Origin of the sequence: Paucisalibacillus globulus, from assembly GCF_900184735.1 — a bacterium.
In the GTDB taxonomy this organism is placed as follows: domain Bacteria; phylum Bacillota; class Bacilli; order Bacillales; family Amphibacillaceae; genus Ornithinibacillus; species Ornithinibacillus globulus_B.
The window spans coordinates 124,492-139,758 of sequence record NZ_LT855386.1 but is presented as its reverse complement, the minus strand read 5'-3'; the positions used below and the strand labels follow the sequence as shown (position 1 = coordinate 139,758).

Annotated in this window: 19 protein-coding genes; all 19 read left to right on the top strand. The window is 35.3% G+C overall.

Going from position 1 to position 15,267, the window contains the following annotated elements:
• Positions 1-2: 2 nt before the first annotated feature.
• The 19 genes from fliJ to BN999_RS02750 all read left to right on the top strand — a co-directional run bounded on the left by fliJ (position 3) and on the right by BN999_RS02750 (position 15,267).
• The gene (gene fliJ, locus BN999_RS02840) at positions 3-443 is read left to right on the top strand and encodes a flagellar export protein FliJ (protein ID WP_096269888.1); all 441 of its coding nucleotides are present in this window, start codon (positions 3-5) and stop codon (positions 441-443) included.
• Positions 444-456: 13 nt separating this feature from the next.
• Positions 457-1,044, top strand: a complete 588-nt coding sequence (locus BN999_RS02835) for a MotE family protein (protein WP_096269887.1) — start codon at positions 457-459, stop codon at positions 1,042-1,044.
• A 31-nt stretch (positions 1,045-1,075) separates the two neighbouring features.
• Complete coding sequence (locus BN999_RS02830; RefSeq protein ID WP_096269886.1) at positions 1,076-2,311, top strand: flagellar hook-length control protein FliK; 1,236 nt, start codon at positions 1,076-1,078, stop codon at positions 2,309-2,311.
• 8 nt (positions 2,312-2,319) lie between these two features.
• Entirely contained in the window at positions 2,320-2,793 is a 474-nt protein-coding gene (gene flgD, locus BN999_RS02825; RefSeq protein ID WP_096269885.1) for a flagellar hook assembly protein FlgD, read from the top strand.
• Positions 2,794-2,826: 33 nt separating this feature from the next.
• Positions 2,827-3,201, top strand: coding sequence for a TIGR02530 family flagellar biosynthesis protein (locus BN999_RS02820; protein ID WP_096269884.1), 375 nt, complete (start codon positions 2,827-2,829; stop codon positions 3,199-3,201).
• Between the two features lie 74 nt (positions 3,202-3,275).
• On the top strand, positions 3,276-4,412 hold the full coding sequence (locus BN999_RS02815; RefSeq protein ID WP_096269883.1) for a flagellar hook-basal body complex protein: 1,137 nt from the start codon (positions 3,276-3,278) through the stop codon (positions 4,410-4,412).
• Between the two features lie 63 nt (positions 4,413-4,475).
• A complete protein-coding gene (locus tag BN999_RS02810; protein WP_096269882.1) occupies positions 4,476-4,694 on the top strand; it encodes a flagellar FlbD family protein in 219 nt (72 codons plus the stop codon).
• A 19-nt stretch (positions 4,695-4,713) separates the two neighbouring features.
• Complete coding sequence (gene fliL, locus BN999_RS02805; RefSeq protein ID WP_306418990.1) at positions 4,714-5,106, top strand: flagellar basal body-associated protein FliL; 393 nt, start codon at positions 4,714-4,716, stop codon at positions 5,104-5,106.
• Positions 5,107-5,139: 33 nt separating this feature from the next.
• Positions 5,140-6,132, top strand: coding sequence for a flagellar motor switch protein FliM (gene fliM / locus BN999_RS02800; RefSeq protein WP_096269880.1), 993 nt, complete (start codon positions 5,140-5,142; stop codon positions 6,130-6,132).
• Positions 6,129-7,319 carry a flagellar motor switch phosphatase FliY gene (fliY, locus tag BN999_RS02795; protein ID WP_096269879.1) on the top strand — a complete coding sequence of 397 codons (1,191 nt, stop codon included), beginning with the start codon at positions 6,129-6,131 and terminating at the stop codon, positions 7,317-7,319. The genes fliM and fliY overlap by 4 nt, the downstream gene beginning before the upstream one ends.
• Positions 7,320-7,340: 21 nt before the next feature.
• Positions 7,341-7,703 (top strand): response regulator, encoded by a 363-nt coding sequence (locus tag BN999_RS02790; protein ID WP_096269878.1) that lies wholly within the window; start codon positions 7,341-7,343, stop codon positions 7,701-7,703.
• Positions 7,675-8,400 carry a flagellar biosynthetic protein FliO gene (locus tag BN999_RS02785; RefSeq protein WP_255247383.1) on the top strand — a complete coding sequence of 242 codons (726 nt, stop codon included), beginning with the start codon at positions 7,675-7,677 and terminating at the stop codon, positions 8,398-8,400. The genes BN999_RS02790 and BN999_RS02785 overlap by 29 nt, the downstream gene beginning before the upstream one ends.
• Entirely contained in the window at positions 8,393-9,058 is a 666-nt protein-coding gene (gene fliP / locus BN999_RS02780; protein ID WP_096269877.1) for a flagellar type III secretion system pore protein FliP, read from the top strand. Before BN999_RS02785 ends, fliP begins: the two co-directional genes overlap by 8 nt.
• Before the next feature lie 36 nt (positions 9,059-9,094).
• Positions 9,095-9,364, top strand: coding sequence for a flagellar biosynthesis protein FliQ (gene fliQ / locus BN999_RS02775; RefSeq protein ID WP_042144809.1), 270 nt, complete (start codon positions 9,095-9,097; stop codon positions 9,362-9,364).
• A gap of 3 nt (positions 9,365-9,367) precedes the next feature.
• Positions 9,368-10,147, top strand: coding sequence for a flagellar biosynthetic protein FliR (gene fliR / locus BN999_RS02770; RefSeq protein ID WP_096269876.1), 780 nt, complete (start codon positions 9,368-9,370; stop codon positions 10,145-10,147).
• A 3-nt stretch (positions 10,148-10,150) separates the two neighbouring features.
• Positions 10,151-11,230: a flagellar biosynthesis protein FlhB gene (gene flhB, locus BN999_RS02765; protein WP_096269875.1), complete on the top strand. Its 1,080-nt coding sequence runs from the start codon at positions 10,151-10,153 to the stop codon at positions 11,228-11,230.
• A gap of 20 nt (positions 11,231-11,250) precedes the next feature.
• Entirely contained in the window at positions 11,251-13,287 is a 2,037-nt protein-coding gene (gene flhA / locus BN999_RS02760; protein WP_096269874.1) for a flagellar biosynthesis protein FlhA, read from the top strand.
• On the top strand, positions 13,284-14,408 hold the full coding sequence (gene flhF, locus BN999_RS02755) for a flagellar biosynthesis protein FlhF (protein ID WP_096269873.1): 1,125 nt from the start codon (positions 13,284-13,286) through the stop codon (positions 14,406-14,408). The genes flhA and flhF overlap by 4 nt, the downstream gene beginning before the upstream one ends.
• Positions 14,398-15,267, top strand: coding sequence for a MinD/ParA family protein (locus BN999_RS02750; protein ID WP_096269872.1), 870 nt, complete (start codon positions 14,398-14,400; stop codon positions 15,265-15,267). Before flhF ends, BN999_RS02750 begins: the two co-directional genes overlap by 11 nt.

Below are 15,267 nucleotides of genomic sequence, written 5' to 3'. Positions count from 1 at the left end.
TTATGGCAGGGACTGCAGTTTTAACAAAAATTCTTGATATTCGGGAAAAAGAAAAACAGGATGCCCAGCTTGCCTATCGTAAATCAGTTGATGTGTTTGAAGAGGTTGCTACCGAACTTCTCGATTTACTGCGAAAAAAAGAAGCGGCCGAATCGTCTTATGAACAAGGACTTACTTCAAATATGCATTTGAATTTTATTCAGGATCAACTTGCTTATATAGAGTCATTAGAAAGAAAAGTTGCGGAACTCCAAGGCAAAGTAAGCTATGCGAGAAGTAATATGGAAATGAAACAACAAGTATTATCCGATGCACATGTTGAAACGAAAAAGTTTGAAAAAATTATCGAGTTTCGAACAAGCGAACTACTAGAAAAAGTGAAAAAAGTAGAAGAGTCCTTCATGAATGAAGTATCCATTCAACAATATCTTAGTCACAAATAATAGGTGAGTTTAAATGGCAAAACAAAGATTAATAGAAGAAAAAGAAAAAATGAATCCATTTGTATGGTTCTTATTTGCCATCGTTATTCCGGTAATTATTGCAATAACATTAACAATAATCGTGTTCGCAGTGGTTGGAGTTGACGTAGTAGATTGGGCAAAGAAAACAGGGAATAATATCCCTGTACTTTCTTCCATTATTACGACAGACGATGAGGCAAGAGAATTGGAAAAAGAGAAAAGTGTTCAAGAAAGAATTGATGCAAAAGATACAGAAATTGAAAAACTTAGCCAAGAAAAGTTAAATCTTGAAGGAACAATTGAAAGATTAGAACAACAAATTACAAAGCTTGAAAGAGATTTAAATGTAGCTCGACAAAGTCCAGATGAACAAGAAACAGAAAAAACAGTTAAAGAGATTTCGAGCTCATTTACAAAAATGAAAAATGAGCAAGCTGCATTGATATTAGAGCAACTTGATACAGAAGCTGCATTTCTTATTTTAAGTGAAATGTCAAATCAAGATCGTGGTCTAGTTATGGAAAGCATGAATCCAGAAAAGGCAGCGATTATTACAAAGCGATTTATCGATTCAGATTAGAGTGAATTAACATTTGAAGGGAGGTGAAAAAATGAATGCGATAGGAATGTTTGTTCCATCTCCGTTAGTTGGTGATAAAAATACTTCCTTGAAGGTTAAAATGCAAAATGGAGAGACATCAATTCCGTTTTCACAAGTACTACAACAACAGGGAATGGGAATAAATGAAGATCTAATAGCTAATTCAGGTAATTTAAACAAATTGTTAGAATTACTTTCAGGGATTAGTGAAGACACCAGGTTAGCAGAGCTTACCTCTAGTGAAGAGATGTTAGAACCTAATTTGGAACAAATGTTTGCTGATGGTGTTGTGGTAAATCCCGCAATTTTAGCAGAATTGCAATCAGTACAGGGTATTAAGCAGCTAGATGCAGAGTCATTTGGTGCCATTAAGCAACAACTAGCAAACATTATGTCAAAGTTTGAAAGTCTTCTATCGGAAATAAACAATCAGGACGATATTCGAAAAGTAGCTCCTAAGATACTTGAACTATTAAAGCAGTGGACTGGATTGGAGAACAAGTTAATTCATGCTAGTGAAATTCAAGAAGGTGTAGAATCGACGAGTCTGAAGGTCAATCAAACTTGGAATGAGATCCTATTATCCTACCAGAATCGTAGTAAATTAACTTCTAGGCAACATTATCAAAGTGAATCCGAAGTAACATCTAAGGATGTGGTCAAGTGGATGGAGCACGCACTTCAAAATCAGTCTAGAAATGATAGTACAACATCAGTTCAACATATAAACATTCAAACTAATGTACCAATGCCAAAGTTAGAACAATACGTCATTTATGTTAATCAAAATCAAAATCCAGGGGCTGTAGAGAGTCAGCTGATTGAACAATTTCAACAAGTAATGAAAACAAGTAAGTTCTTATCCATGCCTAACGGGGTAAACCAATTATCAATTGCATTACGACCTGATAATTTAGGAGAAATGATGGTTCGTTTGACAGAAATTAATGGTGAGATGACGGTGAAAATAGTGGTAACCTCACAAGCTGCTAAAGAAATGCTAGAATCGAACATCAACCAGCTAAGGCATATGTTTTCACCCCAACAAGTAGTTATTGAGAGACAGGATTTAGGTGCAGGTCAAACTCAGAATCAAACTAAAGACAGTGATGAACAATCACTTCATAGCCAAGACCAAAATCAAAGTCAAAGTCAATCAGATGAAACGAATCAACAAGGAAATAATTCTAATGAGAGTGATTTTGAAGCACATCTAGATGAATTGCTTCAAAACGTGAAAGTGTAGGTGTAATAATGACTACAATTGATCCATCGCTATACTTAAAAAATCAAACTAAAACAAGAGTTCCTAGTAATGAACTAGGTAAAGATGATTTTTTAAAAATATTAATGACCCAAATTCAACATCAAGACCCAACGAACCCAATGGAAGATCGCGAATTTATTTCACAACTTGCTCAGTTTTCTTCACTAGAACAAGTAATGAATATGTCTACCGCAATAAATAATTTGGTAAGTAATCAACAATTAAATCCTATTATTCAGTACAGCCATATGATTGGTAAAACGGTATCCTACCAAACTATGGATGAAGAGACTGGTGAATTGTCAGAAGTCCTTTCAAGTGAGGTAGTATCGGTAAGTCAGCGTAATGGTTATGCGGTACTAGAATTGACTAATGGAGACAGTGTATATGCAGACTTAATACTTGAGGCAAGGGCGAGTGAAAAGAAAACTGAAGAAGACTCTAATGACAATCAAAACTAGACTGAATAGTATCTGAAAAAGGACGTGAAATTTATGGATCATCGAATCCATCAGGTACCTAGACAACATGCGTTACAGTTCCCAACTAAGCAAAATATAAAGACTGCAAATACTAGCCTTGACTTTAAAACGATGTTACAAGAGCAGCAGGAACTAAAGGTTAGTAAGCATGCGAGTGAGCGATTACAAGAAAGAAACATTCACTTAAATGACCAACAGTGGCAACTTATAAATGACAAGGTATCAGAAGCAAAACAAAAGGGTGTTATTGACTCTCTTGTAGTAATGAACAATGCAGCGTTACTTGTTAGTGCAAAAAACAACACGGTAGTTACTGCAATGAATCTAGAAGAAGCTTCTAACAGAATTTTTACCAATATTAATGGAACCATTTTAATTAACGAATAGGCTGGACCCAATTGGGAGGCCAAAGCTGTTGACTGACTGATACAGCACATACAACCAAAAAGGGGAGAATAAATATGCTACGTTCAATGTATGCAGGTATTTCTGGAATGAAAAACTTCCAAACAAAATTAGATGTTATTGGTAATAATATTGCCAATGTCAATACTTCTGGCTTTAAGAAAGGCCGAGTAACTTTTCAGGATATGATGAGTCAAATGACATCAGGTGCTCAAGGCCCAACTGCAACTCGTGGTGGGGTTAACCCAGCACAGGTTGGTTTAGGTTCACAATTAGGATCTATTGATAATATTCATACCCAAGGTTTCCGTCAGACTACTAATAATCCGTTAGACTTTGCTTTAGAGGGCGACGGTATGTTTGTAGTAGCAAGTGACCTGGTACCAGGTAGTCTTGAAAATTCGAATGTTTCCTATACTCGCTCGGGTAACTTTTACCTAGATGAGCAAGGTAATATTGTTAATCCACAGGGTTTATACTTAATGGGATTTGCCAAGGTTGAAGGGACAGGGATTCTAGCAGAGGATTCTACTGGTAATTATGTAACCATTGGAACTGTAAACGGTGTAACATCTATTAATCTTGTAAATTCTAATGGTCAAGGAATCTCGGATGAAAATGTAGCAGCTCCTACCGTTGAAACTGGACCTAATGGTGAGCGAATCGAGAGATATTCTATGACGAATGGTTATGAGACTTACGAAGTTGTTGTTACGACGGATGTAAACGATAATGTATCAGTACAATTACCAACTGAATTCGGAGGGGAAAATGCTACAGCTGAACCAATTGAAATTTCCGATATCAATTACAACTTAACAAGTCCTATCAATATTCCTGCAAACGCACAGAGCTTTAGTGTCCAAACAAACGGAATAGTAAACTATGTTGATGAAAATGGTAATACACAAATTGCAGGTCAAATTGCAATTGCGAACTTTTCAAATCCAGCTGGTCTTCAGAAATCAGGTAGCAACTTATTCTTAAATAGTACTAACGCAGGATACACAGGATTAGTGATCCCTGAGTCAGAAGGTGCTTCTATCGTAAGTGGTGCATTAGAAATGTCTAACGTGGACCTTGCGGAAGAATTTACTGAAATGATTACTGCTCAACGTGGATTCCAAGCTAATACTAGAATCATCACAACATCAGATGAAATTCTACAGGAACTTGTAAACTTAAAACGATAATAAGGAGGTAGGTTGATGTCTCAGGGCGATTCCTCATGCCACTGAGACATCTTCTTCCCATTTATGATTAAACTTACACGTTTAAACGGTGCTTCATTTACTATAAACGCATTTATGATTGAGCAAATACAATCATACCCAGATACTACTATAACTCTATTAAATGGTAAGAAAGTAGTTGTCAAAGAACCAGAGACCGAAGTAGTTCAACTCATAACTTCTTTCTATCAACGAATAGGGATTGTACATTCACTAAGTGAGGTGGGGAATTCAAGTGAATAAATTTTTAAAAATCACGCTTTTGTCTTTATTAATTATCGTTTTAATTGGTGCTGTAGCAGCTGTCATCATTCTTAATGTCTTAGATAAGAAGAATGATAACGGGGAACCATCTATTGATGAAATTATCGAATATTCATATCAAACTCCAGAGATTACTACTGATTTAAGTGATGGAAGTTTTGTTCGTATTCAGTTCCAAATCGTAACTGATAGCAAAGACGCAAAACAAGAGATTGCAAAACGTGAATTTCAAGTGAAAAACATTTTAATTAAAGAATTAGCAACAATGGATGAAGAAGCCTTTAAATCTGGGCTTTCTAATGTTGAAGATATCCTAAAAGTTGAACTCAATAAAGTGATGACAGAGGGTTCTATTATCGATGTGTATACAATTAGTAAAATCTTACAGTAAATTTAATTACTCCTGTTTGGAGGTGAGTAAATCTTGGCAGATGAAGTTCTATCGCAAAATGAAATCGACGCCCTTTTGTCAGCATTAACAACTGGAGATATGGATGCAGAAGAATTAAAAAAAGAAGAAAATGAAAAAAGGGTTCGTGTTTATGATTTTAAACGTGCTCTAAGGTTTTCAAAAGATCAAATTCGAAGTATAGGTAGAATTCATGAAAATTTTGCGCGGAGCTTAACTACCTTATTTTCTTCCCAACTTAGAACGTATGTAAATATTACGGTTGCATCTGTCGACCAGATTCCATATGAAGAATTCATTAGGTCCATACCTAAAGTGACAGTCTTGAATATCTATAATGTTGCACCATTAGACGGGAAAATCATTATGGAAGTAAATCCAAACATCGCCTATGGTATGCTTGATCGAATACTAGGTGGTAGAGGGGATTCATTTAATAAAATTGATAAATTAACCGAGATTGAATCAATTCTAATCTCGCAACTGTTTGAAAAAACTACTATCAGCTTGAAAGAGGCCTGGTCCTCACTTATATCAATCGAGCCAGAATTAGATGAAATGGAAATCAATCCACAATTTTTACAGATGGTCTCCCCAAATGAGACGGTTGTTGTTGTGTCATTTAACACAGCCATTGGTGAAGTGAGTGGTATGATAAATATTTGTATTCCGCATATCGTATTAGAACCTATAATATCAAGACTTTCTGTCCAATACTGGATGCAAACCTCTGCTAAAAAACGTGACCCAGAGGCAGCTGAAAAGCTAGCGGAAAGTATTGAAAAGGTACATGTCGATGCAAAGGCAATACTAGGTGAAACATTCATCAGTATTGAGCAATTTTTAAATTTACGTTCAGATGACGTAATAGCTTTAGAACAACCAATAGAGAAACCTTTACTTTTAAAGATAAATGATGAACCTAAATTCCATATTCAACCTGGAAAATACAAAAATAAACTTTCTGTACAGGTGTTGGAAGAAATAAAGGGAGGAGTTGAACAATGATGAGTGATGGAATGCTTTCCCAGGATGAGATTGATGCTCTATTAAAGATAGGAGCAGATGAGGATTCCGATAGCAATCAAAGTGAACAAACAAACGCTACTCTTACTATGAGTGATTACCTTACAACGATAGAGATTGATACACTAGGTGAAATTGGAAACATTTCATTTGGAAGCTCTGCAACTACACTTTCAACGCTTCTGAATCAAAAGGTGGAAATTACAACTCCTAAAGTTGATATAATCTCTAACAATGAAAAACAAGACGTCTTTCAATTTGAGCATGTAAGTATCCAAGTTAATTATGTAGAAGGCTTTACTGGTAAAAATGTTCTCATCATTAAGAAAGATGACGCAGCAGTAATATCAGATATCATGCTAGGTGGTACAGGACAAGGTCCATTCGGTGATTTAAATGAGATTCATCTAAGTGCAGTTCAAGAAGCAATGAATCAAATGATGGGTGCTGCAGCAACAAGTATGTCAACCGTCTTTGAAAAGAGAGTTGATATTTCACCACCGTCTATTTCACAGGCAAGAGTAGGAGATAGCGCAGAAAAATCTACTGATGATGTTTGTGTAAAAGTTTCCTTCCAACTAAAAGTTGGTGATTTAATTGATTCCAATATCATGCAATTGATGCCAGTTCAATTTGCAAAACAATTGGTTGAGGAACTATTACATTTGAATCAAGGCAGTCAAATGGAGTCAGCTGTAGCAGTAGAACCTTTGGAGAAACCATTTATGTACCAAGAAAACATACAACCTGAAGCAACCATGATGGAGCAGTCACAAGTTCTAAGCAACACTCAATTTACAAGTCAAAGTGAACCGCAAATGGTTGGGAATACAGCTAGCCTTAATAAAACAAATATACAAGGGGCGGAGTTCTCAAGCTTCGAACCACAAGAACCGATTGTTAATCAACATAGAAACCTTGATATGCTACTTGATATACCACTAAAGGTTACGGTTGAGCTAGGGAGAACGAAGCGAAGTGTTAAAGATATCTTAGATTTAACTTCAGGATCTATTATTGAATTAGATAAACTCGCTGGAGAGCCCGTTGATATCTTAGTAAATGAGAAATTAATCGCTCAAGGTGAAGTAGTTGTTATTGATGAAAATTTTGGAGTAAGAGTGACAGATATTATTAGTCAATCCGATAGACTTTTGAAGCTGAAATAAACAAACAAGGAGGAAGTTGACATGAGTAAACGCATTCTAATTGTAGATGACGCCGCTTTTATGCGAATGATGATTAAAGATATTTTAACAAAAAATGGTTTTGAAGTAGTAGGAGAAGCCCAAGATGGTATGCAAGCGGTGGAATTATATAAGGAATTGACACCGGACTTAGTAACAATGGATATAACGATGCCTGAGATGGATGGAATTTCTGCTCTTAAGAATATTAGAGAAGTAAATCCAAATGCTAAAGTTATTATGTGTTCTGCGATGGGGCAGCAAGCAATGGTTATTGATGCTATTCAAGCTGGTGCAAAGGATTTTATTGTGAAACCGTTCCAAGCAGATAGAGTAATTGAAGCTATCCAGAAAGCCTTGGATTAAGAAACGAGTGAAAAAGTTGCGTAATAAAAAATTGTTGGGGATGCTTATTGGGTTTGTTTTATTCCTCTTAGTATCCCCTATATATGTTCAAGCTGATGGAGATACAGTGAAAGACATGTTTGAAAATAGTGATCAAGACTCTGAGCAAAAAGGTAATGAAAGCCCAGAAACTGATGACAGTATACTATCTCCTGAAGAGGTTAATTCTGGCTCTTCCGAGGACGAGGCTTTAAATAATAGTTCCTTAATTTTTAATTTAATACAAATGGTTTTTGCTTTATTCTTGATTCTTGCACTTATTTATTTATTACTAAAGTTCCTGAATAAACGTAATAAAATTTTTAATAAAGTTAGAGCATTAGAAAATCTTGGTGGCATTGCAGTTGGTCCAAGTAAATCTATACAAATTGTTCGTGTTGGTAATAAGTTATATCTAGTTGGGGTAGGAGAAAATGTTCAACTTCTTGAGGTGTTAGAAGATGAGGATTTGAAAGAGGAGATTATGAAGAGCTATCAAGAACAACCTGAATTTAAACCAGAGAATATCCTTTCTATATTCAAAAGTAAATCAAATTCAGAGGATAGCGGTACTGGTGTGGATTTCAAAAATCTTTTTTCGAACGAACTAGAAAAGTTAAAGCAAAACAGAAAGAGTTTAATGAATAAGCATACCGAGAAGGAAGATAAACATGAATGAATTTATCGATATGTTTTCTAGTTCAGATCCTACCAATGTTTCAACATCCATAAAACTAATATTACTGTTAACTGTTTTTTCATTGGCACCCGGGATTTTAATATTAATGACAAGTTTTACACGAATTATTATTGTTTTGTCATTTGTTAGAACTTCCCTTGCAACACAGCAAATGCCACCGAATCAAGTCTTAATTGGACTAGCATTATTTTTAACTTTCTTTATTATGGCACCAACTTTTAGTGAGGTTTATGAAGAAGGATTACAGCCATTATTTAATGAAGAGATTACGCTAGATGAAGCATACGAACTTACAAGTGCACCAATGAAGGAATTCATGGCTGAACACACTAGGCAAAAGGATTTAGCATTGTTTTTGAGCTATGCAGAAATAGAGACACCAGAAAGTATTCAGGATATACCTCTAACTGCATTAGTACCAGCATTTGCAATCAGTGAATTAAAGACAGCCTTTCAAATGGGATTTATGATATTTATACCATTTTTAATTATTGATATGGCAGTAGCGAGTATCTTAATGTCAATGGGGATGATGATGTTACCACCGGTAATGATCTCCTTACCATTTAAAATATTACTGTTTGTCATGGTAGATGGTTGGTATTTAATTACACACTCATTACTAACAGGTTACTAACTAAAGATGAGCTAATTTAAAGGAGGGGTTAAAAGGATGAGTAGTGAATTTGTTCTAGCTTTAGCAGAGAAAGGAATATATACTGTACTTCTTATTACGGGTCCACTGCTAATCTTGGCCCTTGCAGTTGGATTACTGGTAAGTATTTTTCAAGCAACCACTCAGATTCAGGAACAAACCCTTGCTTTTATCCCGAAAATTGTAGCTGTTTTAGTTGGTGTGTTATTTTTTGGTCCATGGATGCTTTCTACTATAGTAGAATTCACAGCAGATATATTTCAAAACTTGAATCGGTTTGCAGGATAAATCATGTTAGAGTTAATTAATGTCAATAGTTTACCAATATTTTTACTGATTTTGGTACGTGTATTAGGATTCTTTGTTACGATGCCTTTATTTTCTTATCGTACCATTCCATTACCTTTTCGAATTGGGATAAGCGTCTTTTTAGCTTTTATTATCCTATATACAGTCGATACAACTGCAATTGTCATTGATGAGATGTATTTCTTTATGATTATAAAAGAGCTTCTTGTTGGTGTGTTAGTAGGACTTATTGGCTATATCATTATTTCTGCCGTACAAGTTGCTGGAGGGTTTATCGATTTCCAAATGGGCTTTGCAATCGCTAATGTAATGGATCCGCAGACTGGTGCACAAAGTCCACTTACTGGACAGTACTTTTATATTATTGCACTCTTATTTTTATTATCGGTTGATGGTCATCATTTATTAATAGATGGGATTGTTAATAGCTATACATTTATACCATTAGATGCCTTTATACCATTTCATGATGGTAATATCGCAGAATTTGTTATAAAAGTGTTCAATAATATGTTTCTGATAGCTTTCCAAATATCAATACCTATTGTTGGGTGCTTATTTTTAGTTGATGTTGCTTTAGGAATTATATCGAGAACAGTACCGCAGCTTAATGTATTTGTAGTCGGATTACCATTGAAAATATTGGTAAGTTTTGTAGCTATTTTAGTCTTTCTTAGTCTATATATCATTCTTGCAAAAAATCTATTTGAAGCGATGTTTTCAGGGATGCAAGGACTTATGAAGTTATTTGGGGGTGCTTAAGTTTTGCAACTTAAGTTGGATTTACAATATTTTGCAGGTGAAAAAACAGAAAAAGCAACCCCTAAACGAAGAAATGATGAACGAAAAAAGGGAAGAGTAGCCAAAAGTCAAGATGTAAATACCGCATTTCTATTGTTGTTCGTATTTATCTTAATGGCGGTATTTGCTGGTTTAATGAAGGATAATATGCTTGCATTATTCCAACATACATTTACTGAATATCTAAACTGGGAGCTTACAGAGACCTCCGTATTTCAAATCTTTACTGAAAGTATTATCCAGTTTGCGAAAATCGTAGGACCAGTCATGTTGATTGCCATAATTGCAGGAGTTGCATCTAATTTAATGCAAATTGGTTTTTTATTTACAACAGAGCCTTTAAAATTCGATTTGAAGAAAATTGATCCAATCCAAGGAGCTAAGCGTATTTTTTCAATTCGAGCACTAGTGGAGTTGCTTAAGTCTCTTTTGAAAATTGTGATTATTGGAACGGTTACATTCTTCGTCATCTGGATGTATAAAGACGAAATGATGATGGTTGCCTTTAAAAATGTAGAAAGTGCACTTTCTTTTTTTGGAAGAGTTACCCTTATTATGGGAATTGCAGCTACTATCGCTTTACTGATACTTGCAGTTTTTGACTATGCATACCAACGCTTTGACTTTGAAAAAAATATCCGTATGTCTAAACAAGATATTAGAGATGAATATAAAAATATCGAAGGGGATCCTTTGATTAAATCAAAAATTAAGGAAAAACAACGGCAGATAGCAATGCGTCGTATGATGAGTGAGATTCCAAATGCGGATGTAGTTATTACCAACCCGACGCATTTTGCTATTGCCATTAAATATGATGAAAATAAAGCAAGCGCACCTTATGTAATAGCCAAAGGTGTTGATCACATTGCTTTTAAAATAAAAGAAATAGCTAAAGCAAATCATGTCGTGACAGTGGAAAACAGACCATTAGCAAGGTCGCTTTACGCCTCAGTAGAAATAGGTGAGGCAATTCCTGAAGAATTCTATCAAGCAGTAGCAGAAGTACTTGCTTATGTATATCGAATGGAGAAAAAACTTTAAGCAGGTAAGGAGAGACATCCATGAAAGCCCGTGATTTATCCGTTTTAATTGCCGTAATTTTAGTTGTTGTAATGTTAGTCATCCCACTACCAGGATGGCTATTAAGTGTATTTATTTTGATTAATATAATTCTTGCCTTAATTGTACTTTTAGTATCCATGAATACACAAGAACCGTTACAATTTTCGGTTTTCCCAACGCTTCTTTTGTTACTAACACTGTTTAGGCTTGCACTTAATGTTTCTACGACAAGATCCATTTTAAGTGAAGCGGATGCAGGGGGAGTAGTAGATACATTTGGTACCTTTGTAATTGGGGATAATCCACTAGTTGGATTTGTTGTTTTCATTATATTAGTTATTATTAACTTTTTAGTTATTACAAAGGGATCTGAACGTGTATCAGAAGTAGCAGCCAGATTCTCCTTGGATGCAATGCCTGGTAAGCAAATGAGTATTGATGCAGATTTAAATGCAGGGCTTATTTCCGAACAGGAAGCGAAAGATAGACGTAAAAAGGTTGAAAATGAAGCGGATTTTCATGGTTCAATGGATGGTGCCAGTAAATTTGTTAAGGGAGATGCGATTGCAGGGATTATTATCGTACTTATTAACATAATTTTTGGATTGATTATTGGTATGACTCAAATGGGATTCTCCTTCGGGGAAGCAATTGACACGTATATGAGATTAACTGTGGGTGATGGGTTAGTGAGTCAGATTCCTGCATTATTAATCTCAACAGCTACTGGGATAGTTGTAACACGTAGTTCCGCGACAGGTAATAACTTAGGTACGGATGTTGCCCAACAATTAGTACAATATCCAAAGTTATTATTTATAGCTGCGGGTACAATATTCTTATTAGGTTTAACTCCGATAAACTTTTTTCTTACCACAACAATTGCTGTAGTACTTGCTGGAAGTGCTTTTCTAATGATGCAAAGACAGAAGCAGCCTATTGTGGAGACTGAGGAAGAAGAAGAACAAGCGGAAGGTACAGCAATGAAGACCCAAGAAAATGTCATCAACTTACTTAGTATGGATCCGATTGAATTTGAATTCGGATATGCCCTTATTCCTTTAGTTGATACTAAACAGGGTGGGGACTTGCTTGATCGTGTAATAATGATTCGTAGGCAATTAGCAATTGAACTTGGTATCGTTATTCCAGTTGTACGCATTCGGGATAATATCCAATTGAATCCAAATGAGTATCGTTTAAAAGTAAAAGGTAATGAAGTTGCTACTGGTGAGATACTTCTTGATCATTATTTAGCAATGACTCCCGATATGGATAACGACTTAATTGAAGGTATAGATACGATGGAACCAGCATTCGGTTTACCTGCCAAATGGATTAGTGAAGACCTTAAAGATGAAGCCGAATTATCAGGTTATACGGTAGTTGACCCACCTTCTGTAGTCTCTACACATATTACAGAGGTAATTAAACGCCATGCGCATACCCTATTAGGAAGACAGGAAACGAAAGAGCTTGTCGACCATTTGAAAGAAAATTATCCAATTTTAGTGGAAGAGGTTACACCGGAACCACTTGCAATTGGGGATATACAAAAGGTCTTGGCAAAATTATTACGAGAAAATGTCTCTGTTCGTAACTTACCTATTATTTTTGAGACATTAGCCGATTTTAGTAAGTTAACAAATGACCCTGAACTACTAGGAGAATATGTTAGACAAGCACTCTCTTCTCAATTAACTAAGCAGTATGCTAATCCAGATAATTCGATGAAGGTAATTACAGTTTCCGGTAAAGTAGAGAAGAAAATTGCTGAAAGTATACAAACAACAGAGCACGGTAATTATTTAGCATTAGACCCAGAAACACAACAATTGATTATCAAAGCAATTAACGATGAAGTGGAGAAATTAACACTTCAAGAAGAAAATGCCATTATCTTGTGCTCACCAGCAATTCGAATGTATTTAAAACAATTGCTAGATCGCTTCTTACCTCAAGTAATCGTCTTATCGTATAACGAATTAGAACCGACAGTACAAGTACAAAGTGTTGGAGTGGTGAATGTAGCATGAAAGTAAAAAAATATACAGCACCGACAATGCCAGAGGCTATGAAACTGATACGTAAAGAACTAGGAGCTGACGCAGTTATCCTTAGTTCAAAGGAAATTCAAGATGGCGGCTTCTTAGGATTCTTTCAAAAAAGAAAAATAGAAGTTGTAGCAGCCCTTGATCCAAGTCCAGTTCCAAAGAAGCAGTCGATGACCAATACCCTAAAGAATCCCCAGGCTATGGAGAAGAACCAAAAAGGACAAATGGAGACTGAACTTATTAATGAGATGAAACATATGCGACGGATCCTAGAGCAACAATCATTACAAGCGAATAGTTTTAAATTCGCACCAGATTTCCAAGTCATTTTTCAATACTTGCTAGACCAAGAAATTGAGGAAGACATTGCAACTACAATTATTGAAAATGTATTAAAGAAGCTAGAAGAAAATCAGGTATCTCCAACCTCTTCCGTTATTATAACTGAAGTAAAAAGAGAAATAGAAGCACAATTAGATGAGCTATCATTTCAAGGAATTTCTCCTACAGCAAGGGTTGTTCATTTTGTAGGACCGACTGGAGTGGGAAAAACAACAACCTTGGCAAAGGTTGCAGCAAAGTCTATATTACAAGAAAATCGGAAGGTAGCCTTTATTACAATGGATACGTACCGAATTGCAGCTATTGAACAACTTAAAACTTATGCGAAAATACTAGACACCCCTGTTGAGGTAGTCTACTCAATAGAGGATTATCGTAATGCGATACAGAAGCTAAAGGGATACGATTTAATTCTAGTTGATACTGCAGGTAGGAATTATCGAGATGAGCAGTATGTAAAAGAGTTAACTCAAAATATCGTTGAGGCAGAAAATGTTGAAAACTATCTCGTCCTTTCCTTAACAGCTAAACCGAGAGATATTAACGATATTTATCACAGTTTCCGTCATGTAAACATTAAAGCCCTAATATTTACTAAAGTAGATGAAACTAGACAGTATGGTAGTTTACTCAATCTACCTCTAGCTCACCAAAAAGGAATTGCTTATATTACAAATGGTCAAGAGGTACCTGATAATTTAGTTGAGCCATCAAAAGAAATTATAAGTAATTATATAGTGGGTGATTTAATTGATTCCTGATCAAGCGGAGAGTTTACGAAGAAAGCTCGAAATAAATAATGTAAAACAAGCTAAAACGATTTCTTTTGTTAGTGGAAAGGGTGGTGTTGGAAAGTCAAATATCGCCGTTAACTTTTCATTAGAACTTTGTAATCAAGGGCAAAAAGTCCTGTTAGTGGATTTGGATATTGGCATGGGTAATGTTGACATCTTGCTAGGTTTACAAGCAAAAAAGACAATTGTTGATATGCTAGAGGACGAATTACCTATTTATGATATTATGGAACTAGGTCCAAATAACCTACATTACATTGCTGGTGGCTCAGGACTCTCTACATTATTTTCCATTAATCAACAAAAAATGGATTATTTCTTAATGCAATACAATGAAGTTATAAAGAAATATGATTATATCATATTTGATATGGGTGCTGGAGCTACACACGGAAGTATTGATTTTGTTCTTGCATCAGATGAATGTATTGTTATAACAACACCAGAGCCAACTTCAATAACTGATGCATATAGTATGATAAAATTTATTATTGGTTTCAAGAAAACAATGCCAATATATGTTGTGTTAAATCGTTCTGACAATGTAAAGAAGGGCTTGATGACAGTTAACCGGTTCCAAAAACTTATTGCACAGTTTTTAGGAGTTAATATAAAATTTCTTGGGATTCTTCCGGAAGATAAGGCTGTAACGTCAGCAGTAATTCGACAAGCTCCTTTTGCAATTCAGAATAATAAATCTAATATTGCAAAATCAATTAAACAATTAACTGAAAACTATCGAGATAGACAAGTAGCCATTAATGTAAAGGAATCTTCTACATTTGTGGAAAGACTAAAAGGTCTTTTAGGCAATAGAGGAAGGTGA